Source organism: Stenotrophomonas sp. PS02297 (genome assembly GCF_029959705.1).
Taxonomy (GTDB): domain Bacteria; phylum Pseudomonadota; class Gammaproteobacteria; order Xanthomonadales; family Xanthomonadaceae; genus Stenotrophomonas; species Stenotrophomonas nitritireducens.
In genome coordinates, this window is the sequence record NZ_JASCOS010000007.1 from 54890 (window position 1) to 80444 (window position 25555).

Annotated in this window: 21 protein-coding genes and 3 tRNA genes; 5 read left to right on the plus strand and 19 right to left on the minus strand. The window is 63.9% G+C overall.

Annotated elements, in window-relative coordinates; all coding sequences use genetic code 11:
* Nucleotides 1-32 precede the first annotated feature (32 nt).
* Together QMX80_RS03300 and QMX80_RS03305 are read left to right on the plus strand one after the other, a co-directional pair.
* Nucleotides 33-227 carry a hypothetical protein gene (locus tag QMX80_RS03300; protein ID WP_282275250.1) on the plus strand — a complete coding sequence of 65 codons (195 nt, stop codon included), beginning with the start codon at nt 33-35 and terminating at the stop codon, nt 225-227.
* A gap of 5 nt (nt 228-232) precedes the next feature.
* On the plus strand, nt 233-1330 hold the full coding sequence (locus QMX80_RS03305; RefSeq protein ID WP_282275251.1) for a tyrosine-type recombinase/integrase: 1098 nt from the start codon (nt 233-235) through the stop codon (nt 1328-1330).
* 83 nt (nt 1331-1413) lie between these two features.
* Here the strand turns inward: QMX80_RS03305 and QMX80_RS03310 are convergent.
* The 11 genes from QMX80_RS03310 to uvrB all read right to left on the minus strand — a co-directional run bounded on the left by QMX80_RS03310 (nt 1414) and on the right by uvrB (nt 11881).
* Nucleotides 1414-1490 (minus strand) — tRNA-Pro (locus tag QMX80_RS03310).
* A gap of 66 nt (nt 1491-1556) precedes the next feature.
* Nucleotides 1557-1913, minus strand: coding sequence for a MerR family transcriptional regulator (locus tag QMX80_RS03315; protein ID WP_055769947.1), 357 nt, complete (start codon nt 1911-1913; stop codon nt 1557-1559).
* Entirely contained in the window at nt 1894-2193 is a 300-nt protein-coding gene (locus tag QMX80_RS03320) for an integration host factor subunit alpha (RefSeq protein WP_054657702.1), read from the minus strand. The genes QMX80_RS03315 and QMX80_RS03320 overlap by 20 nt, the downstream gene beginning before the upstream one ends.
* Nucleotides 2194-2216: 23 nt before the next feature.
* Nucleotides 2217-4598 (minus strand): phenylalanine--tRNA ligase subunit beta, encoded by a 2382-nt coding sequence (gene pheT / locus QMX80_RS03325; protein WP_282275255.1) that lies wholly within the window; start codon nt 4596-4598, stop codon nt 2217-2219.
* A gap of 78 nt (nt 4599-4676) precedes the next feature.
* Nucleotides 4677-5672 carry a phenylalanine--tRNA ligase subunit alpha gene (locus tag QMX80_RS03330; protein WP_282275257.1) on the minus strand — a complete coding sequence of 332 codons (996 nt, stop codon included), beginning with the start codon at nt 5670-5672 and terminating at the stop codon, nt 4677-4679.
* Between the two features lie 194 nt (nt 5673-5866).
* Nucleotides 5867-6226: a 50S ribosomal protein L20 gene (rplT, locus tag QMX80_RS03335; protein WP_054664681.1), complete on the minus strand. Its 360-nt coding sequence runs from the start codon at nt 6224-6226 to the stop codon at nt 5867-5869.
* Nucleotides 6227-6237: 11 nt separating this feature from the next.
* Entirely contained in the window at nt 6238-6435 is a 198-nt protein-coding gene (gene rpmI / locus QMX80_RS03340) for a 50S ribosomal protein L35 (protein WP_010342861.1), read from the minus strand.
* Nucleotides 6436-6718: 283 nt separating this feature from the next.
* Nucleotides 6719-7243, minus strand: coding sequence for a translation initiation factor IF-3 (gene infC, locus QMX80_RS03345; protein ID WP_235504317.1), 525 nt, complete (start codon nt 7241-7243; stop codon nt 6719-6721).
* A gap of 66 nt (nt 7244-7309) precedes the next feature.
* Nucleotides 7310-9214, minus strand: coding sequence for a threonine--tRNA ligase (gene thrS / locus QMX80_RS03350; protein ID WP_055769965.1), 1905 nt, complete (start codon nt 9212-9214; stop codon nt 7310-7312).
* Nucleotides 9215-9643: 429 nt separating this feature from the next.
* A tRNA-Val gene (locus tag QMX80_RS03355) sits at nt 9644-9718 on the minus strand.
* 147 nt (nt 9719-9865) lie between these two features.
* Nucleotides 9866-11881 (minus strand): excinuclease ABC subunit UvrB, encoded by a 2016-nt coding sequence (uvrB, locus tag QMX80_RS03360; protein WP_282275286.1) that lies wholly within the window; start codon nt 11879-11881, stop codon nt 9866-9868.
* Nucleotides 11882-11965: 84 nt separating this feature from the next.
* On the opposite strand from uvrB, the gene QMX80_RS03365 reads away from it, so the two are divergent.
* Both QMX80_RS03365 and QMX80_RS03370 read left to right on the plus strand, forming a co-directional pair.
* On the plus strand, nt 11966-12586 hold the full coding sequence (locus QMX80_RS03365) for a GspH/FimT family pseudopilin (protein WP_282275288.1): 621 nt from the start codon (nt 11966-11968) through the stop codon (nt 12584-12586).
* A 161-nt stretch (nt 12587-12747) separates the two neighbouring features.
* Nucleotides 12748-12824, plus strand: a tRNA-Asn gene (locus QMX80_RS03370).
* A 105-nt stretch (nt 12825-12929) separates the two neighbouring features.
* Here the strand turns inward: QMX80_RS03370 and QMX80_RS03375 are convergent.
* The 6 genes from QMX80_RS03375 to QMX80_RS03400 are packed head-to-tail and all read right to left on the minus strand — an operon-like array spanning nt 12930 to nt 19578.
* Nucleotides 12930-13331, minus strand: coding sequence for a type IV pilin protein (locus QMX80_RS03375; protein WP_282275289.1), 402 nt, complete (start codon nt 13329-13331; stop codon nt 12930-12932).
* A 30-nt stretch (nt 13332-13361) separates the two neighbouring features.
* Nucleotides 13362-16970 carry a PilC/PilY family type IV pilus protein gene (locus tag QMX80_RS03380; protein WP_282275290.1) on the minus strand — a complete coding sequence of 1203 codons (3609 nt, stop codon included), beginning with the start codon at nt 16968-16970 and terminating at the stop codon, nt 13362-13364.
* Between the two features lie 12 nt (nt 16971-16982).
* Entirely contained in the window at nt 16983-17531 is a 549-nt protein-coding gene (locus tag QMX80_RS03385; RefSeq protein ID WP_152984249.1) for a PilX N-terminal domain-containing pilus assembly protein, read from the minus strand.
* Complete coding sequence (locus QMX80_RS03390; protein ID WP_282275291.1) at nt 17528-18556, minus strand: prepilin-type N-terminal cleavage/methylation domain-containing protein; 1029 nt, start codon at nt 18554-18556, stop codon at nt 17528-17530. Before QMX80_RS03390 ends, QMX80_RS03385 begins: the two co-directional genes overlap by 4 nt.
* Nucleotides 18553-18990, minus strand: a complete 438-nt coding sequence (gene pilV, locus QMX80_RS03395; protein ID WP_282275292.1) for a type IV pilus modification protein PilV — start codon at nt 18988-18990, stop codon at nt 18553-18555. Before pilV ends, QMX80_RS03390 begins: the two co-directional genes overlap by 4 nt.
* Before the next feature lie 9 nt (nt 18991-18999).
* Nucleotides 19000-19578 carry a GspH/FimT family pseudopilin gene (locus QMX80_RS03400; protein ID WP_162236391.1) on the minus strand — a complete coding sequence of 193 codons (579 nt, stop codon included), beginning with the start codon at nt 19576-19578 and terminating at the stop codon, nt 19000-19002.
* Nucleotides 19579-19705: 127 nt separating this feature from the next.
* On the opposite strand from QMX80_RS03400, the gene QMX80_RS03405 reads away from it, so the two are divergent.
* Nucleotides 19706-20728 carry a histidine kinase gene (locus QMX80_RS03405; RefSeq protein WP_282275295.1) on the plus strand — a complete coding sequence of 341 codons (1023 nt, stop codon included), beginning with the start codon at nt 19706-19708 and terminating at the stop codon, nt 20726-20728.
* A 61-nt stretch (nt 20729-20789) separates the two neighbouring features.
* On the opposite strand, the gene ppnN is transcribed toward QMX80_RS03405, so the two are convergent.
* Both ppnN and QMX80_RS03415 read right to left on the minus strand, forming a co-directional pair.
* Nucleotides 20790-22178, minus strand: a complete 1389-nt coding sequence (ppnN, locus tag QMX80_RS03410) for a nucleotide 5'-monophosphate nucleosidase PpnN (RefSeq protein ID WP_282275296.1) — start codon at nt 22176-22178, stop codon at nt 20790-20792.
* Between the two features lie 114 nt (nt 22179-22292).
* A complete protein-coding gene (locus tag QMX80_RS03415; RefSeq protein WP_282275297.1) occupies nt 22293-25547 on the minus strand; it encodes a carboxypeptidase regulatory-like domain-containing protein in 3255 nt (1084 codons plus the stop codon).
* Between the last annotated feature and the right edge of the window lie 8 nt (nt 25548-25555).

The window sequence follows — 25555 nt, forward strand, 5'->3', positions numbered from 1 at the left end:
CACCTGCAACGCAGCGCCGAAGGAGGCGCGCCATGAAACTGATGCTGGCCCAGCAGTGGGCCGAAAAGTATTTCGATGAAGGAAGCAGGCCGGATGCCCAGCTCCTGGGCCGCTGGTGCCGCGAGGGCCGCATCCCCTGCCGCAAGGTTGTCGGGCAGTGGTACGTCGATGAGCATGCCTGGCTGGCTGGTGGCGACGATCTTGTCGCGCAGGTTCTGGCGGCGTAACGGTCATGATGGGACGTGTCCGCAAGCCGAGCCGCCGCAACTGGCCGCCGAACCTATACGCACACCGGGACGGGTTCAAGTACCGCCATCCGATCACCCGGAAAGAGCACCCGATGGGCAAGGACCAGACCAAGGCCTTTGCCGCGGCAAGGAAGCTCAACGCCATGCTGATGCCCGGAAACGACCTGGTGGCGCGAGTGCTGACGCCCGGCGAGACGGTGGCTGACGCCATTGTGGTGTTCCGCCGCGACGATGTGCCCGGCCGGAAGTGGGCGCCCAAGACTGCGGAAGTCTACGAGAGCGTGATCCGCCGCATCGAGGCGAAGCTGGGACCGATGCCGGTGGCGGACGTGACCGTGAAGGCCTGCGCTATCTTCATCCGTGAGGTAACCGAGTCGGAGCGCGCGCGGCAGCAGTTCCGGCTGGTGCTTGGCTGGATTCTGGCATGCGCGGTCGAGGAAGGCTGGATCGACACCAACCCGGCGCTGGCGACGCGAAAGTTCTCCCACAGTCGAAAGCGCGAGCGCCTGACCATCGATGCGTACCGGGCCATCTGGGACGCCGCACCGCAGTGGGTGCGCAACGCCATGGACCTTTCCTTGCTGACGCTACTGCGCCGTGAGGATATCGTTTCGGCCAAGTTCTCCGATGTGCGCGACGGCGCGCTGTGGGTGGTTCCGTCCAAGACCGAGGGCTCCACCAACGTCCGCCTGAAGATCGCCGCCATTGGCCCGTTTGGTGACCTGCTGGCCCACTGCCGGGACTCTATCGCGTCGCCCTATCTGATCCACCGGCTGCCGGAGAAGGCACGGCCCAGCAACATGCGGGCCAAGGACCGGGAGCATCACACGCAAGTGCTGCCTGAGCAGCTGTCCCGGGCTTTTGCTGCGGCCAGGGACGCGGCCGGCATCAACACCGACAACCCGCCCACGTTCCACGAGATCCGGAGCTTGGGCGGCGCGCTGCTGAAGGAGTCCGGCTGGACCAACGAGCAGATCCAGGCGCTCATGGGCCACAGCAACGTGGCGATGACCGAGCACTACCTTGGCGGCCACGAAACACCATGGCAGGCCGTTTCCACCGGCATCGCGCTGCCGCGATAGTGTGCAGATAGTGGACACTTAGTGGACACAACGAAAAAGGGCCCACGACGATTGCCGTAAGCCCTTGATCTAAAGCCAGTAATTGGTCGGGACGGCCGGATTCGAACCGACGACCCTCTGCCCCCCAGGCAGATGCGCTACCAGGCTGCGCTACGCCCCGATCGTTACTGCATGCCGCCACCGTGGTGGCGAGCCGGCGATTATACGCGTATTGCCGTGGAAACGGTCAACGACGCAGCAGTTGCAGCACTTCTTCCAGCTCCATGCGGACCTGCTTGATGATCTGGTTGCTCAGCGCCGACTCCTGCCGCGCGCCCTCGCCTTCCAGGCGCAGGCGGGCGCCGCCGATGGTGTAGCCCTGTTCGTACAGCAGGCCACGGATCTGCCGCACCATCAGCACGTCGTGGCGCTGGTAGTAACGGCGGTTGCCGCGGCGCTTGGCCGGCTCCAGGCTCGGGAATTCGGTTTCCCAGTAGCGCAGCACGTGCGGCTTGACGTCGCACAGCTCGCTGACCTCACCGATGGTGAAGTAGCGCTTGGCCGGAATCGGCGGAAGTTCGCGGTTACTGCCCGGATCCAGCATATGCCTCCACCCGCTCCTTGAGCTTCTGGCCCGGACGGAAGGTGACCACCGTGCGGGCGGAAATCGGAATCTCCTCCCCGGTCTTGGGATTGCGGCCCGGGCGCTGGTTCTTGCGCCGCAGGTCGAAATTGCCGAAACCGGACAGTTTCACCTGGCGTCCCTGTTCCAATGCATCGCGCAGCACGTCGAAGAATGCATCGACGAACTCCTTGGCCTCGCGCTTGTTCAAGCCGACCTCGTCGAACAACCGGTCGGCCATCTCCGCCTTGGTCAATGCCATGCCTGTTCCCTGTTACTTCCGCTTCAACCCCGGATCCTGGCGCCGTGTTCATGCTCGACGGCAGCCACCACGGAGGCGACCACGGCGTCCACGTCGCGGTCCGTCAGAGTGCGCGAGGTCTCCTGCAAAATCAAGCCCATAGCCAGACTCTTGAATCCGGGTTCGACCCCCTGGCCGACGTAGCGGTCGAACAGCACGACCTCGCGCAGCAGGCTGCCCGCGGCCTGGCGGATCGTCGCCGACAGCGCACCCCATTCGACCGGCTCGGCCACCATCAAGGCCAGATCGCGGCGCACCGCGGGGAACCGCGACAGTTCGCCAGCGCGCGGCACCAGGCGCGCCGCCAGCGGCTCCAGGTCCAGCTCGAACGCCAGCACTTCCACGTCGATCTCCATCGCCGCAGCCAGGCGCGGGTGCAGCTGGCCGATCCAGCCGATGCGCCGGCCATCGCGCCAGACGTCGGCCGAACGCGCCGGATGCGCGAACGGATGCTGCGCCACGCGGAACTCCAGCTGCGCGCCGGCCGCAGTGGCCAGTGACTGCAGGTCGCCCTTCAGGTCATGGAAATCAACCTTGCGCGCCTTCCCGCCCCACTGCAGCGCCGCCGCATCGCCGCAGATCGCCGCCGCCACGCGCACGGTTTCCTGCGGTGCCTGCCCGGCTTCGCCGGCCTGCTGCGCGAACACGCGCCCCAGTTCGAACAGGCGCACCCGGCCCGCCTGGCGCGCGACATTGCGGCCCAGCGTCGCCACCAGCCCGGGCAGCAGCATCGGCCGCATCACCGCCAGTTCGGCCGACAGCGGGTTGGCCAGCGCGACGCGCCCGTCCGTCAACGCCCACTGATCGAGCAGCTGCGCGTCGACGAAGGCGTAATTGATGGTCTCCAGCATGTCGCGCGCCACCAGCTGGCGCCGCACGCTCAGGTCGTCCAGGCGGGTTTCGCTCGGCATCGCGATGCGCGCCGCGCCGCCCGGCAGCGTGGTCGGGATCGTCTCGTAGCCGTGGATGCGCGCCAGCTCCTCGATCAGGTCTTCCTCGATGGCGATGTCGAAGCGACGGCTCGGCGCGGTGACGTTCCAGCCCTCGGCGGCTGCGACCACATCCATGCCCAGCGCGCGCAGGATGCGCTCGACCTCGGCATCGGCGATCTGGATGCCCAGTACGCGCGCGATGCGCGTACGCCGCAGCAGGATCGTCGCCGCCAGCGGCAGATCGGCCTCGCGCACGGCCTCGGTGACCGGCGCCGGCACGCCGCCGGCCAGGTCCAGCACCAGACGGGTGGCGTATTCGATGGCCGTACGCGGCAGCTGCGGATCGACGCCGCGCTCGAAACGGTGGCCGGCATCGGTATGCAGGCCCAGTTTGCGGCCGCGGCCCATGATCGCGGCCGGCGCGAAGTGCGCGGCCTCGAGGAAAACATTGGTGGTCGCGTCGGTGACACGGGTGTCGAAACCGCCCATCAGGCCGGCCAAGCCGACCGGGCGGTCGGCATCGGTGATCAGCAGGAAGCTGTCGTCCAGCGCGGCGTCGCGGCCATCGAGCAGCTTCAGGGTTTCGCCGGCGCGCGAGCGGCGCACGGCGATGCCGCCCTTGAGCGTATCCAGGTCGTAGGCGTGCATCGGCTGGCCCAGCTCCAGCATCACGTACTGGGTGATGTCCACCAGCAGCGATACCGGCCGCACGCCGCTGCGGCGCAGGCGCTCGGCCATCCACAGCGGCGTCGCCGCCGCGGCGTTGACGCCTTCGATCACACGGCCGAGGTAACGCGGCGCTTCGGCGCCAGCCTCCAGTGCGATGGCCAGTTCCCGCGCGCCCTGCGCCGGCACGGCGTCGGCGGCGAACGGCTTCACTTCGCTGCGGGTAGCGGCGGCGACGTCGAAAGCGATGCCGCGCACGCTGAAGCAGTCGGCACGGTTGGGGGTGAGCTTGATCTCGATGCTGGCGTCGGGCAGGCCCAGGTACTCTATCAGCGCCACACCCACCGGCGCGTCGTCCGGCAGCTCCAGCAGGCCGGAGGCATCATTGTCCAGGCCCAGTTCCTTGGCCGAGCACAGCATGCCGTTGGATTCCACGCCGCGCAGCTTGGCCGGCTTGATCCTCAGTTCGCCGATCTGCGCACCGACCATCGCCAGCGGCGCGACCAGGCCCGGGCGGGCGTTCGGCGCGCCGCAGACGATCTGCAGCAGCTCGCCTTGGCCGGCGTCGACCCTGCATACCTGCAGGCGGTCGGCCTCCGGATGGCGCACGGCCTCGACGATGCGCGCCACCACCACCTTGTCCAGCCCGTCGCCCAGCGCGGTGACGTCTTCGACCTCCAGGCCGATGGCGGTCAGCACCGCGCTCAGCTCCTCGCGCGGGGCATCGGTGGGGACATGGCTGCGCAGCCAGCTTTCGGAGAATTTCATCGTTGCTCGATCCGTTGTGCGGGCCTGCATCGCCCGCCGTGTGTATGCCTGTGGGGAACCCTGCCGCCGTGCCGCGGCTTACGCGAACTGGCGCAGGAAACGCACGTCGTTGTCGAAGAACGCGCGCAGGTCGTTCACGCCATAGCGCAGCATCGCGAAGCGCTCCACGCCCAGCCCGAAGGCGAAGCCGGTGTAGCGCTCCGGGTCGATGCCGCAGTTGCGCAGCACGTTCGGGTGCACCATGCCGCAGCCCAGCACTTCCAGCCAGCGGGTGCTGCCGTCGGGCTGCTGCCAGGCGATGTCCACTTCCGCGCCCGGCTCCACGAACGGGAAATAGCTCGGACGGAAGCGCATTTCGAAATCGCGCTCGAAGAACGCGCGCACGAACTCGCTCAGGGTGCCCTTGAGGTCGGCGAAGGTCGAATGCTCGTCCACCAGCAGGCCCTCGACCTGGTGGAACATCGGCGAGTGGGTCTGATCGCTGTCGCTGCGGTAGACCTTGCCGGCGGCGATCATGCGCAGCGGCGGGCGGTGGTCGTCCATGTAGCGCACCTGCACACCGGAGGTATGCGTGCGCAGCAGGCGGCCGTCGCCGAAATAGAAGGTGTCGTGCATGGCGCGCGCCGGATGGTGCGGCGGGAAGTTCAGCGCCTCGAAGTTGTGCCAGTCGTCCTCGATCTCCGGGCCCTCGGAGAGCTCGTAGCCCAGACGGCCGAAGATCTCGGTGATGCGCTCCAGCGTACGCGTGACCGGGTGCAGGCCGCCGCGTCCGCCATCGCGCCCCGGCAGGGTGACGTCGATGCGCTCGGACGCCAGGCGCGCATCCAGGGCTGCGTTCTCCAGCAGCGCCTTGCGCTCGCCCAGGGCGGTGGACACCTCGTCGCGGGCGCGGTTGATCGCCTCGCCGGCCGCCTTGCGCTCGTCGGCGGGCAGGCCGCCCAGCTGCTTGAGCTGCGCGGTGATGCTGCCGTTCTTGCCCAGCAGGGCGACGCGCAGGTTTTCCAGCGTTTCCGGATTCTGCGCCGCGGCCACGTCGGCCAGCGCCTGTGCGGTCAGGGATTGGATGTCACTCATGGATCGACGGACCTCGGATCGGCTTGCCTCGTACGGTCCACGCCGGGCCGACCCCCGCCGCACCGCCGGTCGACCCGATCGCATCGGCGATGCCCGGGCCGGCCCCAAAAGAAATGGGGAAGGACTTGCGCCCTTCCCCATGCATTGTCTCATTCACCACCGCCGCGGGTGAACCGCGCCGGCAGGAGAAGGACTTATGCCGCCAGCGCGCTCTTGGCCTTCTCGGCCAGCGCGGCAAAACCCGCCGCGTCGTGCACGGCGATGTCCGCCAGCACCTTGCGGTCCAGGGTGATGCCAGCCTTGAGCAGGCCGTTCATGAAACGGCTGTAGCTCATGCCGTTGATGCGGGCAGCCGCATTGATGCGGGTGATCCACAGCGAACGGAAATTGCGCTTCTTCTGCTTGCGGCCGATGTAGGCGTACTGCTGAGCCTTGATGACCGCCTGCTTGGCGACGCGGAAAACCTTGCGGCGGGCGTTGTAGTAGCCCTTCGCCTGGCTGATGATTTTCTTGTGGCGGCGACGCGCCTGCACACCACGCTTAACTCGTGCCATGGTTCAGTTCCTCAGAGGTAGGGCAGCATGCGGTCCAGACGGCCTGCGTCTTCTGCGCGGACGTGATTCGTCTGACGCAGGTTACGCTTCCGCTTGGTCGCCTTCTTGGTGAGGATGTGGCTACGGTTGGCGTGGCCAGCCTTGTACTTGCCGGAAGCGGTCTTGCGGAAACGCTTGGCCGCCGCCCGGTTGGTCTTGATCTTGGGCATTGCTATGTCCTTGATGGTCTCTTTTTACTGGCCGGGGCGGTGGCCGGAGCCACGCTTTCCATCCTTGCCCTTGCCTGCTTGAAGCCTGCGCTCCCGATGGAGGCAGGCAGGTCCTGTAGGTGATGCAAACAACAAACCCGGCGAACCGGGCCGCCCATTATGCCCGCGGATCCGGGCACTTGCAATCGCAGGCGACCGGACAGGCAGGCACATGAACGCGGAACGGGGAGCCGGCTGACGCCCCTCCCCGTCCAGCAAGGCAGCGGCCTTGGCCGCGACGGCCTTACTTCTTCTTCGGCGCGATCATCATGACCATCTGCCGGCCTTCGAGGCGCGGGCGCGATTCGATCACGATGTCCTCGCCCAGGTCCGCCTCGATGCGGCCGGCCATCTCGCGACCCAGCTCCTGGTGGCTCATTTCACGGCCACGGAAGCGGATGTTGACTTTGACCTTGTCGCCTTCCTCGAGGAATCCGCGCATCTTGCGCAGCTTGATCTGGTAGTCGCCCTCGTCCGTGACCGGACGGAACTTCACTTCCTTGATCTCGACCTGCTTGCTCTTCTTCTTGGCCTCGTTGGCCTTCTTCTGCTGCTCGAACTTGAACTTGCCGAAGTCCATGATCTTGCAGACCGGCGGATCGGCCTGAGGCTGGATCTCGACCAGGTCCAGGCCCTCATCCTCGGCCATCGACAGCGCTTCGTCGCGCGACAACACGCCGATCATTTCACCGTCGCTGCCGATCACGCGCACGCGCGGCACGCGGATTTCGTGGTTGCGACGATTCTGCTTGGTGTCAAGGGTACTGATATTGCAATCTCCGGATGGAATCGAACCGGCCCCGACGGAGCGTCCGCGGGGGCCGGGGCTGGATGCTTACTGCCTGTGTTCCGCCTGCAGGCGTTCGATGAAGGCCTGGAGCGACATGCTGCCCAGATCCTCGCCCGAACGGGTGCGTACCGCCACCGCGCCGTTCTCCTTCTCGCGGTCGCCGACGACCAGCAGATACGGCACACGCTGCAGCGTATGCTCGCGAATCTTATAGCCGATCTTCTCGTTCCGCAAATCGGCGCTGACCCGGAACCCTTGCTCCGCAAGGGTTTGGCGGACCTGCTGAACGTATTCAGCCTGGGCGTCGGTGATATTGGCCACCACCACCTGCACCGGCGCCAGCCAGGCCGGGAACGCACCGGCGTGGTGCTCGATCAGGATGCCGATGAAGCGCTCCATGGAGCCCACGATGGCCCGGTGCAGCATCACCGGATGCCGTTTCTGGCTGTTTTCGTCGACGTATTCGGCGCCCAGACGACCCGGCATCATGAAGTCCACCTGCATGGTACCCAGCTGCCAGGTACGGCCGATGGCATCCTTCAGGTGGTACTCGATCTTCGGGCCGTAGAAGGCACCCTCGCCCGGCAGCTCCTGCCATTCCACGCCGCAGCTGGACAGCGCCGAACGCAGCGCATCCTCGGCCTTGTCCCAGGTGGCGTCATCGCCCAGGCGCGATTCCGGGCGCAGCGCGATCTTGATCTGGATGTCCTCGAAGCCGAAATCGGCATACACCTTCAGCGCCTGCGCGTGGAAGGCGCGGACCTCGGACTCCACCTGCTCCTCGGTGCAGAACACGTGGCCATCGTCCTGGGTGAAGCCACGCACGCGCAGGATGCCGTGCAGCGCGCCGGAGGGCTCGTTGCGGTGGCAGGCGCCGAACTCGCCGTAGCGGATCGGCAGGTCGCGATAGCTGTGCAGGCCCTGGTTGAACACCTGGATATGACCCGGGCAGTTCATCGGCTTGACCGCGTAGGTGCGCTTCTCCGACTCGGTGAAGAACATGTTGTCCTGGTAGTTGTCCCAGTGGCCGGACTTCTTCCACAGGCTCACGTCCAGGATCTGCGGGCAGCGCACTTCGCCATAGCCGCTGCTGCGGTAGACGCGGCGCACGTACTGTTCGACCACCTGCCACAGCGCCCAGCCCTTCGGGTGCCAGAACACCAGGCCGGGAGCCTCTTCCTGCAGGTGGAACAGCTCCTGCTGCTTGCCGATGCGGCGGTGGTCGCGCATCTCGGCTTCCTCGATGCGCTTGATGTAGGCCTCGAGCTGCTTCTTGTCGGCCCAGGCCGTGCCGTAGATGCGCTGCAGCTGCTCGTTCTTCGCGTCGCCGCGCCAGTAGGCGCCGGAGATGCGGGTCAGCTTGAACGCCTTGAGGAAACGCGTGTTGGGCACGTGCGGACCGCGGCACATGTCCACGTATTCCTGGTGGTAGTACATGCCCATGGCCTGGATGTCGTCAGACATGTCCTCGATCAGGCGCAGCTTGTAGTCCTCGCCGCGCGCCCTGAAGATCTCGACCACCTCCGCGCGCGGCGTCATCTTCTTGATGACATCGTAGTCCTGCGCGATCAGCTCGCCCATGCGCTTCTCGATCGCCGCCATGTCCTCCGGCGTGAACGGACGCTCGGAGTAGATGTCGTAATAGAAGCCTTCGGCGATGACCGGGCCGATGACCATCTTCACGTCCGGGTACAACTGCTTGACGGCGTGGCCGACCAGGTGGGCGCAGGAGTGGCGGATGATCTCCACGCCCTCCTCGTCCTTGGCGGTGATGATGCGCAGCGCGGCGTCATGGTCGATGACATCGCTGGCGTCGACCAGCACGCCATCGACCGCACCGGCGATGGTGGCCTTGGCCAGGCCGGCACCGATGGATTGGGCCACGTCCATGACGCTGACCGGGTTTTCGAACTGACGGACACTGCCGTCAGGGAGAGTGATGTTGATCATGGCTTCACCTGGGTCATGGCCCGCCGGCGTGGCGGGTCGCGGAGCGCGCGATGCGACGACGCGCCGCCGGGGGAACTGGGGCAATAAAAAAGCGCCACGAAGGCGCCTGCTGCAGGGCCGTGGCGTGATCTGGCGTCAGGAGTGGGTAGTGCTCATGTCGCACGCTCGGCCGGCGTTTCCGCGGGCCACCTTTTCCGGAAGGAGGTCGGGCACGATGGTAAACCAATCGCGGCCGTTTCGCCTCCATCCGCGCTCGAGCGCCGTTTCGCCGGCCAGACGGCGAGCATCGCGGACCACCGGCCGGGAACGGGGCATGAAAAACCATCGGGAGCGGCCTTCGCCATCGCCTGCCGGCGCGCCACCCAACCCTGGATGGCGAAAACAAAAAACCCGGCATCTGCCGGGTCATTGATCCACTCCTCACCGGAGTGGTGGGCGGTACAGGGTTCGAACCTGTGACCCCTACCATGTCAAGGTAGTGCTCTACCGCTGAGCTAACCGCCCTTCGCGTCGCAATCAATTGCTCGTTGCGAGGGCGCGTATCTTAGTCCAGCGATCAGGGTGAGAGCAACAGGTTTCTGGAAAAATTTTCACATCGCCCCTCGCCGCCCCTCTTTTCTCCCCAGAACAGCTCCGGCAAGCCCCGCCTCATCAGCCGAGGCTCGCCTCCTTGAGCCGGTGGATCTGGTCGCGCACCCGCGCCGCATCCTCGAACTCCAGGTCGCGCGCATGCTGGTACATCTGCTGCTCCAGCACCTTGATGCGGGCAGCGGCCTGGGCCGGATCGAGCGCCCTGTAGTCGGCCTCCGGCTCGGCCACACGGCGGGCCTTGCCCTTGCCGCCGCCCCTGGCCGAACCCTCCTCATGCGCCCCCTCAAGGATGTCGGTGATCGGCCGCGCCACCGACTTGGGTACGATGCCATGCGCTTCGTTGTACTCGACCTGCTTCTGCCGGCGGCGGTCGGTCTCGTCGATGGCCGCCTGCATCGAACGGGTGATCCTGTCGGCATAGAGGATCGCCTTGCCGCGCAGGTTGCGGGCGGCGCGGCCGATGGTCTGGATCAGCGAGCCGGTCGAACGCAGGAAGCCCTCCTTGTCCGCATCCAGGATCGCCACCAGCGAGACTTCGGGCATGTCCAGGCCCTCCCGCAGCAGGTTGATGCCGACCAGCACGTCGAACTTGCCCAGGCGAAGGTCGCGGATGATCTCCACGCGCTCGACCGTGTCCACGTCCGAATGCAGGTAGCGCACGCGGATGCCATGCTCGCCGAGGTACTCGGTGAGGTTCTCGGCCATGCGCTTGGTCAAGGTGGTGACCAGGACGCGATCGCCCATCTTGATGCGCTCGTTGCATTCGCTCATCAGGTCATCGACCTGGGTACCCACCGGGCGGATTTCGACCTGCGGGTCGATCAGGCCGGTCGGGCGCACCACCAGCTCGGTGATCTCATCGCCCGATTCGCGCAGCTCATAAGGCCCGGGCGTAGCCGACACATAGATGCTGCGCGGCGAGCGCGCCTCCCACTCCTCGAAGCGCAACGGGCGGTTGTCCAGCGCCGACGGCAGGCGGAAGCCGAACTCCACCAGCGTTTCCTTGCGCGACCGGTCGCCCTTGTACATCGCGCCGATCTGCGGGATGGTCACGTGCGATTCGTCGATCACCAGCAGCGCATCGGCGGGCAGGTAGTCGAACAGGGTCGGCGGCGGCTCGCCCGCGGCCTTGCCGGTCAGGTGCCGCGAGTAGTTCTCGATGCCATTGCAGTAGCCGACCTCGGCCATCATCTCCAGGTCGAACTGGGTACGCTGCGCCAGGCGTTGCGCCTCGACCAGCTTGTTCTCCGCGTACAGCAGTTCCAGTCGCTCCTTCAGTTCGACCTTGATCGTCTCGATCGCCGCCAGCACCCGTTCGCGCGTGGTGGCGTAGTGGGTCTTCGGGTAGATCGTGTAGCGCTGCATCCTGCGCAGACTCTCGCCGGTGAGCGGATCGAACATGCTCAGCTGCTCGACCTCGCCATCGAACAGCTCGATGCGCACCGCCTCGCTGTCCAGCTCGGCGGGAAACACGTCGATCACCTCGCCGCGCACTCGGAAAGTACCGCGCTGCAGCTCGTATTCGTTGCGCGTGTACTGCAGCTGGGTCAGGTGGTTGATCAGGTCGCGCTGGTCGATGCGCTCGCCCTTGGACAGGATCAGGCGCAGCGACAGGTAATCCTCGGGCGCGCCGAGGCCGTAGATCGCAGACACCGTCGCCACCACGATCGCATCCGGTCGCGACAACAGGGTCTTGGTCGCCGCAAGCCGCATCTGCTCGATGTGCTCGTTGATCGAACTGTCCTTCTCGATGAAGGTGTCCGACGCGGGCACGTAGGCCTCGGGCTGGTAGTAATCGTAGTAGCTGACGAAGTACTCCACCGCGTTGTGCGGGAAGAACGACTTGAATTCGCCATAGAGCTGCGCCGCCAGCGTCTTGTTCGGCGCCATCACCAGGGTCGGCCGCTGGATCTGCTGCACCACGTTGGCGATGGTGTAGGTCTTGCCCGACCCCGTAACGCCCAGCAGCGTCTGCTTGGCGATGCCCGCCTCGAAGTTGGCGACGAGTTTCTCGATGGCGGCCGGCTGGTCGCCTGACGGCGAATAGGGCGATACGAGCTGGAATCGGTCGGACATGGCGGCATGCGCGGTATGGACCGGCAAGTATAGCCACCGCCCGGATGACGGCCGGCTGAGGGTGATGCCCACAGGTGTGATGGCGTGGTCACCGATATCCCCATGGAACCGCGGCAGCGACGATTCCAGGTCACGACATCCAGCATGAGGGCCGAAGCCATGGCAAGGACACTGCCTGCAGACAAGCCATCAGGCATTAGCCTCATCGAGCTCCTGGCCGGCATCGGCAGCCTGGCCATCGTGGCCGCTGTCGCAGCTCCCTCCATGGCCGGACTGATTGAACGACAGCGCGCCATCAGCGCGTCCAACGCACTGGTCGCCCACCTTTCGGCCGCCCGCCTGACCGCCATTACCCACTCCAGCCATACCGTGCTTTGCCCCTCCACCGATGGCGCCACCTGCAATGCAGGCACCGACTGGAGCGGTGGCCTGCTGCTGTTCCTGGACCGCGACGGCAATCGCCGCCCTGACCGCCCGAAGGACATCGTGCGCGCGGACAACACTTCCGTGTCGCGACACCTTCGATTGACCAGCAGCGCGGGAAGGCAGCAGGCCCGCTACCTTCCCGATGGCCGCAGTGCCGGCAGCAACCTGACCATTTCCATCTGCAACATGCGCGGCGAACTGCTCGGCTCCGTGATCGTGAACAACACCGGGCGAATACGCAGCACCCGCCCTGTCCACCCAACCTCCTGCCCCATGTGAGGACAAGACCATCCACATGCCCCGCCATATCAGCCCCCCCCCGGGAAGGCAGCTGCCGTGCGGCTGCAGTATGGATCAAGCCCCTCATCCCATCCGCCACACCACCGGCATCCGGCCAGGGGCTTGCATCCCGCCCACCCCATGCTTAGAATTCGCCTCCCGCCCGAATAGCTCAGCCGGTTAGAGCACTTGACTGTTAATCAGGGGGTCGTTGGTTCGAGTCCAACTTCGGGCGCCAGTACAAACAAAAACCCCCGCGATGATGTCGCGGGGGTTTTTGTTTGTACACCCTGCGATGTATTTCACAATGGCGGCGCATCACGCGCCACCACCATGTTTCGAATCAGAAGCATTGCTTCACATCAGACCCGGCCGTACCTGTGACCGCTTTCACACCGGCCTGATTGATGCTCAAGGAACCGCATGCGGCATCCCTGGAAGCCTGCGCACCCTGCGGTGCTGCCGTCAGGGTATAGGTTGTGTCAGCCGGCCCCGCACCAAATCCGATCGTGTAATGTGCCGCAACATCCGTAGTGCACGCGGTTTGCGGCAGCGTGGCGCCCGAGTACTTCATCTTCGTCGTGTAATAGCGCTCCATGAATTGCGCCATTTCCATCATGCAGGTGGCACCAGCCACCCGACGCGTCTTGACGACATGACCGATGTAACTCGGGTAAGCAATCGAAGCGAGGATACCGATGATCGCCACGACCACCATCAGTTCGATCAGCGTGAACCCTTTCATTGAAAAACGCATATTCTTCGTCCTCCGCCCTTACTGCACGATCTCGCGCCAGCTGACGCGACTGGGTTGAGCACCGGTAGGCGGATTGATGCCGGTACTGGCCGTATCAAGCCCGCCACCCGTACCCACCGTTACCAACCCGCTGGTCACATTGACCTCGGTAGCCATGCCGCCGCTGACACCCACGGAGCCGATCACCCCCTTCCCCCCCTTGCCATCGGTCAGCACGGTGGTATCAGTGAAATAGCTGCCCGACTTCGGTGCAGTACCGGTAAACAGGTTCAAGGCATTGATGTAGCCACTGCCGCTGGCGCCGGAGCAGTCGCTGCCGGTGGCCGGGATCACAGATGCCACATACATCCCCGAACCGTAAATAGTCGGAGCAGAAATCACCCGCTCCGGCGGCGGCAGATCCACATACCAGCCGGATTTATCGGCCGGCAAAGGTGAATAGGTCTCGAAACCACGCGCGCTCTCGCCCTTTGCCGTTGTTCCGGAATATGGAATCGTACGCGCCTGCAGCTTGCTACGCCCGCCAGTAATCGCAGCCCCCGAATCGATGATGCCGTACAAGCTCTGCGTCTGCGAAGTCGTCCCGGGCACGTCGGTACTGGAAATGAACCGCCCCGTACCAAAACCGACGAAGACGGTTCCGGTACTACTGCGCCCGACAGACAGGCCACCAGTGATCGGCTGCGGAGCATTCGACGCGTCTACCGCCTGGAACAGTTTGACCGCGGCCGAAGGCGTGCTGCCGCTGAAGTCCCAGCGCCAGATATTACCGAGCAGATCACCGCCGTACACCACATCAAGCAGGCCATCACCATTCAGGTCCGCCAAACCCAACGACATCAATCCATTGCCGCTACCAGGATCGGCGATCAACTCGCGAGTGGCCACAATGCCACCATTGGCGTCCAACTCATAGGCATACAGCGTGGCCGTACCGTTCGGGCTGTCGATGCCATTGGGGACCAGTGTATAGGTCTTCCCACCATTACCCTTGCGGATCCGCACGGCACCGAGCACATAACCCATGTTCTTGTCGGTGGTGACGTCCTGACTGGTCTTGTCCCACAGCACCTTCGTCGCGTCCATTGCGGCCGGATTGGTCACATTCAACGCGAATACGCCACGGCCGCCGCGACCCAACGCACTCACGAGGATGTTCTTGCCACTACCCTGCACGGCCCTGCTGACAACATCGATCTGGCCATCGACGAAATAGCGGTGCTCATACTCTTTGGCACTCAATTTGGCCAGCTCCGCGAAATCCAGCCCTTTGGGAACATAGGAGAACAATACCTTTCCATCCTCCACGCGGATGGCATGCAGCATGCCATCGTTGGCGCCTACATATACGGTACCGGTATCTTCAACGTATGCCGGCGACGAATCGACGATATCCCCCAGCGGATAGGCACGCTTGCGCAGCGTTCCACCGGTCTGACCGACCTCCAGACTCTGGTCGCCACGCAGGTAGTTAATATTGTCGGCAACCCCTACATCATTGGTGGTGCCGCTGCGCTGGAAGACCGTGGCTCCAGCCAACGTGGTGCTGTTGAAGAGCTTGGCGGCGCCTCCAAAACTGGTCAACACTGTCCTGTTGGCAAATGGTGCAGAAGCCTGCGCATTGCTGCCGCCCGATTTGAACGTGTCGGAAAGCTTCCATTTCGGCGTACTCGAGACACCGGTCAAAGCGGCATTGAACGGACTGGCGATCAAGTCGCCGATCCAGCTGCCGGAAGTGAAGCCGGCCACGAAGGTCAAGGTGGTCGTTTCGGTCTTGGTGGAACTTGAAGCGATGTTCGAGCCCGAAGCACTGCGCGAATCGATCGTTGACAACGCCGCCGTCAATGCCGAAGCGAACTTCTCGGTATCCGAAGCCACGACAAAGCTGCCATGACCATTGAGCGAAGCATGCCAGAGGTCGTCGATGCGTTCGGCACCACTGTTCTTGATTGGATCCACATTCCACGGTTTCGGTGCCGGCGCATTCGGATCGAGCGTACCCTGCTGACCGATCGACACACCAAAGGTCACCATATGCTGCCAGGTCGCCGGATCATTGGCACTTGGACGCACGTTGTTGGTCATGCCGGTGCGCAGATCGTTCTTCCAGTAATAATAGGCAACATCGGCCAGAGTATCGGTAAAGCCTTCACAGCTACTCTTGGAACACGTCTGTTTGTCGTAATATTCGGCACCGTTGGCCTGAGTGTCGTAGTCCCCCACCTTGCTGGTGTAACCGCCATCCTTGTCGGCCTGATTCCAGTAACCATCCGTGGTAAGAATCGCGTAATTCTGCCGGCAGGTCAGCATTTGCCCACTGCTGTCCCTGTAGGCTGCATCCGAACTGAAGTAACGTCCCGCCCGCTGTAACGCACCATGTAGCGGCGTATTGCCCGAGGCACCAGCATCCTGCAGGCGGGTATAGAAGGTCGAACGATTTACCCCTTCGAACAGACCGTCGCCGGTCCCTACGGGGATCGGGAAAGCAGGATTGGCCCCACCCACGCTCGCCGAACTGCCGCCTCTGTTCCAGATCGTGTCGAAGCCGACGCGATAGTTCTTGCCAAGGCGCCCAAAAGCTTCCGACGCGCCAGCCTTGGCCATCTTGTTGCGGCTACGGTGGTAGTGGTACCAGTTCGCAAAATTCTGCAATTCGTCGGCCTGCGAACGAGGCGTCAAGGCAGCGCCACTCGCATCCTTGCCTATGCGCGGAGGCGTCGAATCCACCCACGCGTAGCTTCCCGTCACCGAGTAAGGAATATTCGAAACCGCACTGCCGTTCCCGTAGATTTCGATGTAGATCATGCCCGGAGGCGAGGCTATCGAGACCGTCTTTGACGAACTGCTGCCGGTATTCGCGTCCAGAATGACAGTACAGCCGCTATTGGAGTAGACAAAGAGGCCGGCGCTACCATTACCCGAAATGCTCACGGAAACGTTGCTGGCCTCGCCATTGACTGCGTTTGCGGTGGAAACTCCAACGCAGCTCGAGTACCTGTTCCTACTCGCAGACAAAGTACCGGTAGCGACAACCTTCGTCGAGGACTCCTGCTTCTGGACGACACCCCCCTGGTAACTGTTGTCGGAACTGGACGCGACAATGCGGAACTTGTCGTAGTTGGCAGCCCTCGTCCCGGGGTTGGCGACTTTAGGCACATAGAAATAGGACTCCTGGATCCAGTTCGGATTCCTGCTGGTCCCGATGTTGGTCTGCGCCGTGCGCAGGTCGATCGGACTGTTCAAAGATGTGGTACTGCTCGATACCGCCGTAAAATTTGCATCATCCAGGCGGTCGTTGACATCGACCTTTGCGGTGCGCCAGGGCCGATACGTCATGCTTGGGTTATAGAAAATAGTGTTGTTGACGTATGAACGATCGACGACATCGTCATTCAGATCACGACTGGAGTCCGTCGGCATCATCAGGTACGTCATCGATCCAGAATCGTCGAGAATCATCAGCACATTTGGCGGAATGGAATTGCCACCGGTCAGCAAGGGGTATTGCGGAAACGAGGTGTTTGCCGACTGCGCCGACGATGCCGCAGCCATCGATATCAGCAACGTCGCAAGCGCAACGCGCATGCGCGCAGCGAGGGACTGCATGGAGTGAGACTTGCTGTTCATTTTTTGCCCCGCTCAACGGTGATACAGCGATTGGACGATCACTTCCGCGCCATTAGGCGTAGCCGCGTAGGCCGTAATGCGGTAGACGCTCTGCTCGGTCGTGGAAGGAACGGCTTTGGACATATCAATACTGTCGGATATCCCCCCTCCATTCACGGAGGTACCGAAATCCTCGATGACGAAGCGCGGAGTAATGGCCGCATCCCCCTTGCCGACAACTTCGCCGACACGGATCTTGTCACTGCTCCAGAAGCTGTCGGCCTTCCACACAGGGGCATTCCCGGGAGCGGTCATGGCACACAGGCCAGCAGAACATCCCGAAGCCGGAAAACTGAGGCTGCCGTCGCGCGCGATGACCTCGGCCTGGCGCAGGCCAGCCTCGGCCGCCTGAAATGCGAGGCTGCGGGATATCGTGTTTGCGGCCATGCGCTCCTGCATGATGGCACCACGCATGGAGGCCAGGCCCAGCAACGTAATGATGATCAGCAGCATCAGCACGACGATGAGCGCAGCGCCCGACTGATCTCCCACGTGCACGAATGATGAATGTCCGCGCTTCACTGGATGCCCTCCTGATGGTTCCTGAGCACGATGAAATCCTCCACGCTGCGGCTCAGCGTACCGCCATCCACGCCCTGCACATCGCCTGCGGCCATGGCACCGCGGGCGGCCTCGAATGTAAGCACCACGTGCACGGCTGTAACCCGCGCCCAAGCGTTACCCGCTCCGACTGCATCCGCCGATTGATAACCACTGGCGTCGCCGACTTTGTAGCCGATGGTCATGCCGGTAACTCCTTCGGCGATTTCATCCTTGCTACCCAGCGCATTGCGGTAAAGCGAACTACCACCACGGGTGTTGGCCTCCACCGTCCACTGCGCATCGAACGGCCGTACGACGAAGGCAGGCGAGCGGCCAACTCCCGGCTGGCAATTGCCGCTTTCCGCAGCCGTCGGCAACACCGCAGGATTGCCCCAGAAACAATAAGGAGGCCCTGCCACCGCATCACCGCATTTTCCAGCTACCGGCTGCAGCGTGAACCCGGAGCCGCAGTTGGCACCCGCTACGTGCTGCAGCGTCTTGCCGGAAATGCCGGATACGGAAAACACGATGGCTTCGTCGCTGTTGCAGGCCATCAGCACTTGTCCTGCCGCCAGCCCATCCACGGAACCAAGCGTGATGGGATCACCAGGTGCCTTGTGTTGCACCACGGAGTATTCGGTGCCGTTGGCCAGATACAGGGTGATCGCGTCCGACGTGCCGCTGCTGCCATGGATGCCGGCGGCGAAACGCCCCCACCAGTTAGTATCGAAGGAGGCCAGCTGTATCACTGGCGACTTGCTGGCACCAAGGCGCAGGCACGGATTCCCACCCGCCTCCCGGATATCACGCGCCAGCAATTCGAACGCGGCGCGCTGGTTTTCCTGGATGCGATTCAACGATTCGGTTGAACCGTATACGCGTCGATTGGACAGGAAGATGCTGCCGGCAGCCGCAACAACCAGCAACCCCAGCAGCAGGGCCACCATCAACTCGATCAGTGTAAAACCACGCTGCTCCCGGCAGCTTAAGGAATTCTGCTTCATAGCTGGCTCGTGATCTCGATGTGCTCGGTACCGCTGCCACCAGTGGCGCGTTCGTCATTCCACTGCACACCCACGGTGCATACCATCTGCTCGGCCAGACAAACGATCTTGCCCTGGGCGTCCGGCGCCACGGTGCCCTTCAGGCCATCCAGCCAGCCATCCTTGCTGCCAGGCTCGCCACTACCGTCGCCCGCCACATAGATGTTGGTGTTGTAGCTGCCAATGTTGATCCTGTCGGCACGGATGATGTCCATCATCGAATAGATCTGGATGGCCGCCTGGCTGCGGCTGGCCGAACTACTGGAATTCTTGAGCGTGATCGCCTGCAGGGCAGCCACACCAAGCACGCCAATCGCCAGGACCAGCACCGCCACCATCACTTCGACCATGCCAACGCCCGACTGCCGCGATCGTGATGCCGTTATTTGATTCATCGTCGCTCCTCAATTGTCGCCGGGCGCGGAGCAGCTCGCCCCTGCCGCCCGACGCGCCGAACCGATGCGTACCGTGCTGGCGCTTATGTCGATGGCATTGCTCGACGACAAGTCCGCAGCGCACAAGGCCACGCTTCCCGCCGACCTGCTGCCCACTTTCACGAAGCCATCCGGGCTGAAATCAAACCGGTAGTTACCCGCCACAAGGTTCGGGCTGCCCGCCACCCTCAGTGCGGAATGCAAGGACACCGAACGCACGGGCTTGCTGGCGCCATTCTTGGTCACCAGTACGATCCATTGGCTGCCGGCGGAGGCAGTGCAGTTGGCGCCATCGGCGCTGGGGCACAGCGTGACAGCTGCACGGCGGCTGATCGCTTCGGCACGTGCAGCCTGCAGGGCACCGACCATTTCGTTGCCCCCGGCCGTCAGCCGGTTGTGGCTGATCATCCTGCCGAAGGCGGGCGCGGCGATGGCCGCGACGATTCCCAGCACCGCCACCGTGACCATCAATTCAACCAGCGTAAACCCTGCCTGCCGCTTTCGCCGCAATGCCCGCCAGCATTGACCGCATTCCATCGAGAACGACATGCGGGCCTTCCCCATAATGGCTGTAAGCTGCCACGGTAAGCGACGCCCCCAGTGCTGTCAGCCTCCTGCCGACAGGCGGCCACAGAGGCAGGACCAACGGCTTCGCTCCCTCGAATCCGGCCCGGACATGCCCAAGCAAGCCACCGACGCCCCACTGGATGCCTTATGGCAGGCACCCGTCATCATCCGCGTCCTGGTGGCCGGCGAAGCCTTGGCCGTGATCCTGGCACTGGCTCCCGGCGTGGGTGATAACCGCTGGGTGCACTTCGGCCTGATCTCACTGATGGTGCAGTGGATTTCCCTGTCCACGCTGGGCGCCCTCTACCTCTTGCGCCGATTGCTGGTGCAGCTCCCTCCCCTCTGGATCGCCAACATCGCGTTGCTGATCCTGGTGGCGGTCAACGTCCTCGTATGCACCGCGAGCTGGCTGGTGGTGCGCGATGCGTGGGGTGCGGCGCAAGGCGATTGGGCGATGGTATTCCTGCGCTTCACCGGCATCGTTCTCACTTCCGGCCTGCTGGGACTGGCTGCCTTCCAGAACCACTGGCGCGCACGGCAACTGGCCCTGCGCGCCAAGCAGGCGGAACTGGATGCACTGCAGGCACGCATCCATCCACATTTCCTGTTCAATACGCTCAATACCGGCGCGGCCTTGGTACACCAGCAGCCGGGGAAGGCGGAGCAACTGCTGCTCGACCTTTCCGATCTGTTCCGCGCGGCCCTGGCGGGACCTAGCCAGGTTCCATTGCGCATGGAGCTGGAACTGGCGCGCCGCTATGCCGACATCGAGCAGCTGCGCTTCGGCTCACGCATGCGCCTGGAATGGGAAATACCCGATCCCCTCCCCGAATTGCAGGTGCCGACGCTGTCGATCCAGCCACTGGTGGAAAACGCCATCCATCATGGCGTCGAGCCTTCCACTGTCGGCTGCCTGCTACGCGTGGCAGTCGCGGGCGATGCAGGACAGGTGCGGATCACTGTCATCAACGACCTACCCCCCAGTTCGCGCCCCGCCCGGGCGGGCCATGGCGTTGGCCTGCGCGCGGTACGCGAGCGCCTGCAGGGGCTGGGGGGGAGTATGGAAACCCGGGTCGAGCAGGAGCGGTATGTAGCGACAATGACGTTGCCCTGCTCATTCCGACAAGACTGAGAGTCTCTATGCATGGCGGGGCCGGCTTGCGGTCGGCCCCTTCGGCCGATGGACAGCGGCTTCAGGTCACGACCTGGTAACAGGGGCGATACTCGCCGGAAATCTTCATGCGCCGCTGTTCGACGAAGGCACGCAGCAGCGCGTCCAGCGCCTGCATCATGTCGGGATCGCCGTGGATCACGAATGGCCCGGACTGTTCGATCCGCTGCATGCTGTCCTCCTTGACGTTGCCGGCGACGATACCCGAGAACGCGCGGCGCAGGTCGGCCGCCAGCTCCGGCGCGGGACGGCCATGATGCAGGTCCAGCGCCGCCATCGCCTCATGCGTCGGCACGAACGGCTGCTGGTATTCCCTCGGGATTTCCACCGACCAGTTGAAGAAGAACGAATCCTTGTGCGCCAGCCGGTACTCGCGCACCCGCTTGATGCCCTGCGTCATGCGCCGCGCCACGGCGACAGGGTCGCCGACGATGATCTCGTAGCGGCTGGCCGCTTCCTCGCCCAGGGTCATGCGTATGAACCGGTCGATCTGTTCGAAGTACGGCGCGGCGACGGTCGGGCCGCTGAGGATCAGGGGGAACGGCAGCGCCTTGTTCTCCTCGCGCAGCAGGATGCCCAGCAGATACAGGATTTCCTCGGCGGTGCCGACGCCGCCCGGGAACACGATGATGCCGTGGCCCATGCGGACGAAGGCCTCAAGGCGCTTCTCGATGTCCGGCATGATCACCAGGTGGTTCACGATCGGGTTCGGCGACTCGGCCGCGATGATGCCCGGCTCGGTGATGCCGATGTAGCGCGTATTGGCCTTGCGCTGCTTGGCATGGGCGATCGTCGCGCCCTTCATCGGTCCCTTCATCGCACCCGGGCCGCAGCCGGTGCAGATGTCCAGTCCGCGCAGTCCCAACTCATAGCCGACCTGCTTGGTATACAGGTATTCGTCGCGGGAAATCGAGTGGCCGCCCCAGCAGACGACCAGGTTCGGCTCGCTCGGCTGCAGGATGCGCGCATTGCGCAGCACGCCGAACACCGCGTTGGTGATGCCCTCCGAGGTTTCCAGGTCAGAGGCGTATTCCGGCCCCAGCTCGATGGCCATGTAGGCCAGGTCGCGCACGACCGAGAACAGCAGTTCGGCGATGCCGCGGATGATCTCGCCGTCCACGAAGGCCATTGCCGGCGCGTTGCTCAGGTCGATGCGGACGCCGCGGTCCTGCTGCGCGACCTGGATGTCGAAATCGGGGTAGAGATCGCGTGCGGCACGCGGATCGTCCGACGCGCTGCCGCTGGTGAGCACCGCCAGCGCGCAGCGCCGCAGCAGCTCGTGCATGCCGCCGCTGGAGGCGTCGCGCAGGCGCGCGACTTCTGCCCGCGACAGCACGTCCAGACCGCCGCGCGGGTAGATCCGCGCATCCTGTACCGGCAGGGCCCGTGCCACCGCTTCTTTCGTCGTCATTTCCATCATCGGTTCCGTCTTCACAGTTGGTCGAATGTAGCGCTGCCCCCATGAAAAGGAAAACGGCCGGGTCGCCCCGGCCGTTTTCGCGTTCAGCACTGATCCGTCAAGGCATCAGAACTTGTACTTCAGGCTCAACATCATCGACCAGCGCGACACCGCGGTATTGCCCTTGTCATTGTTGTTTTCCTGGATCGACGAATTGTCGGTGGTACCGGTGAACGAGTACACGTACTTGCCGGTCGCCGGGTCGATACCGGCATAGTTGGCCACGCGACGGGTCGAATAGAAGCCGTAATCGTCGATCAGGCCCCACTTCTTGTTGAGCAGGTTGCCCAGGTTCATGATGTCAAGCGCCAGCTCGGTCTTGTGGCCCTTGAACAGGCCCGGCAGTTCCTGGCTCAGGCGCACGTCGAAGCTGTTGACCCACTTGGCGCGGTGCGAGTTGGCCGGCACCACCTGGCCCTTGTAGCCGGCCAGCTCCGGGGTGCTCTCCAGCCAGTCGAAGAACGCCTTCTCCATGGCGGCGTCCTGCTGGAACTTGCCACCCACGACCTTGCCGAACAGCACGTCGCCGTAACCCTTCGGCACGTAGAACAGGTCGTTGGTGGTGGCACCGTCGCCGTTCACGTCGTTGTAGAAGATGTAGCTGTACGGACGGCCAGTGCGGCCTTCATAGAACAGGCCGGCGCGGGTGGCGTAGTTGCCGAAGAACGCGTGCTTCCACTCCAGCGTCGCGGTCACGCGGTCCTTGATCGCATAGCGCGAGTTGTAGTCCACGTTCTCGTTGGAGTTGAAGATCAGCGTGTTGTTCCAGTTCGAGGTGTTCTGCGAGCTGGTCAGCGAGCTGACTTCCTTGGCGGCGGTGTAGGTGTAGCCCAGCGACCAGCCCCAGTTCTCGGCCATCGGCTTGCTCAGCGCGAAGGTCGCCTGCGAGCTGCCGCCCTTGTGGGTATTGCGCAGCAGCATCACGTCGCCGATATCCGACGGACGATTGGCGCGGGTACCGGCATTGTTGGTGCCATCGGTCATGCCGAAGTTGTTGGTGCCGCTCATGCGCGAGTTGTTCGGGTTGAGACCCGCGGCATTCCAGTAGATCGCACGCCCGTCCTGGCCGTAGGCGGTCGGGGTCATGACGTCCAGGCGCTCGAAGTACAGGGCGTCCTTGACCTTGGTGACCAGCAGCTCGGCCGAAGCGGTGATGCCGTACCACGGCAGTTCATGATCGAGCGCCAGGTTGGCCTTCCACACCGACGGCATGCGGGTGCCCGGCTCGATGATGTCCACGTTCATGCGACCCGAGCCCGGGGTCAGGCCGGCGGTCGACGGCGGCAGCGCCGGGTTGAACCCCGGAGCCTGGTTGCCGCGCAGGTCGTACTCGACATAGTTCAGGCCGGTGTTCTGGTAGGCGCCCGCCAGCCACACGTTCGGAGCCGCACCGCCGAACAGGCCCACGCCGCCGCGCAGCTGGGTCGGGCGATCCGAATCGAAGGTGTAGTTGAAGCCGACGCGCGGCTGCACCAGGTTGCTGTCAGGCAGCACGGTGTTGTTGTAGCCATACAGCTGCTCGATGCGCGGGTTATACAGCTTCTGGCCGCTGAAGTCCGGCACGTCGACGCGCACGCCGTACATCAGGTTCAGGTTGTAGTTGACCGCCCAGGTGTCCTGCACGAACAGGCCGGTGTTCTTCAGGGTGAAGCTCGCCGGGATGTCGCTGAGGCTGCCGCCGTTCGGGCGCGGCGCACGCAGCTGGTAACGATTGACCTTGCCGGCAAGGAAGTCGGTGAGGCTGTTGAATTCGTACACGCCGTTGAGGTTGCGGCCGTAGAAGTTCATCAGCTCGTTCTTCGAGTAGTCGAAGCCGAACTTGACGGTGTGGTCGCCGATGTACCAGTTCGCCGAACCGAAGGCGCTCAGCTCCTTCGACTCGACGATGTTGACGTGGGTGTTCTGCTCGGTGCCCAGCAGCAGCGCCGAGTTGCTGGAACCGAAGCCGTTGATGCGGATCTGCGGCAGGTTCACGGTCGGCACGCGGGTAGCGTTGTAGTCCTTGTACGAGACCTTGAACTCGGTGGAGAAGTTGTCGCTCCAGTCGGAGAACAGCTCGCCCATCCAGGTTTCATAGGTCTTCGGCTGCGCATACCAGTAGCTGCTCAGCGAGACGGTGCCCGACGCCATGCCCGGGAAGCGCATGACGTTCTGTTCCATCTTGTTGTAACGCAGCGCGGCACGGTGATTTTCGTTGATGTTCCAGTCGAGCTTGACCGCGTACTCTTCGATCTCGGTCTTGCTGTCCGGAGCCGACAGGCTGCCGACATCGTAGCCCTTGGCCGACATGAAGTCCTGGACCCGCTTGATGTCCGCGTCGGTGATGCTGCCCTTGCCGTACGGCGTTTCGCCCAGCGCCACGCCCGGGGCGGAGCGCTCGTACTTCTCGTAGTTGGCGAAGAAGAACAGCTTGTCCTTGACGATCGGGCCGCCGAAGGTCATGCCATAGGTCTTCTCGTCATTGAAGCCGTTGAAGTCACCCTTGTCCGTATCAAGGCGACGGCGGACCATGTCGTCCTTGTTGCGGTACGAACCGTAGACCGTGCCGTGGAACTCGTTGGTGCCCGACTTGGTCACGGCGTTGATCACCGCGCCGGTACCACCGTAGATGGTGGTGTCGTAGTTGGCCAGGTCGATGTTGATTTCCTGGATCGCGTCCATCGACACCGGCTGACGCTCGGTCGGCAGGTTGTTGGATTCCAGGCCGAACGGGTCGCCGGCACCGATGCCGTCGATGCGGATGGCGTTGTAGCGGGTGTTCTGGCCACCGGCCGAGATCGCGCCGTCAGCCTTGCTGACCTGCGAGATGCGCGGGTCAAGGCGGATGTAATCCTGGATGTTGCGGTTGGCCGACGGCAGCGCGTCCATCTGCTCGCGGGTCACGTTGGAACCGGTGCCCATCTTGTTGGCGCTGAACAGGTCGGAACCACCCACCATCGCGGCGACGACTTCAACACTCTGCAGGGTGGTCACGTCGCCGGCCAGCGCGGCGTTGACGGTGTTCACCTGGTTCAGGTTGAGGTACACGCCCTCTTCGGTCTTGGTGCCTTCGCCCGGCTTGGTCACGGTGATCGTGTACGGACCGCCCACGCGCAGGCCGCGCGCGTTGTAGCGACCCGACGCATCGGTGGTGGCGCGACTGGTCGTGCCCGACTCGACGTGGGTGATGGTGACTTCGGCACCGGCCACCGGCGAACCGCCGTTGTTGGTGACCAGGCCGCCGACGCCGGCGGAGGTGCTCTGGGCGAAGGCCGGCGCGGCCGCGAGGGCGGCAACGAGACCAAGTGCAAGCTTGGACATCCGGATGCGTGGGTGATTCATTCTGGGTA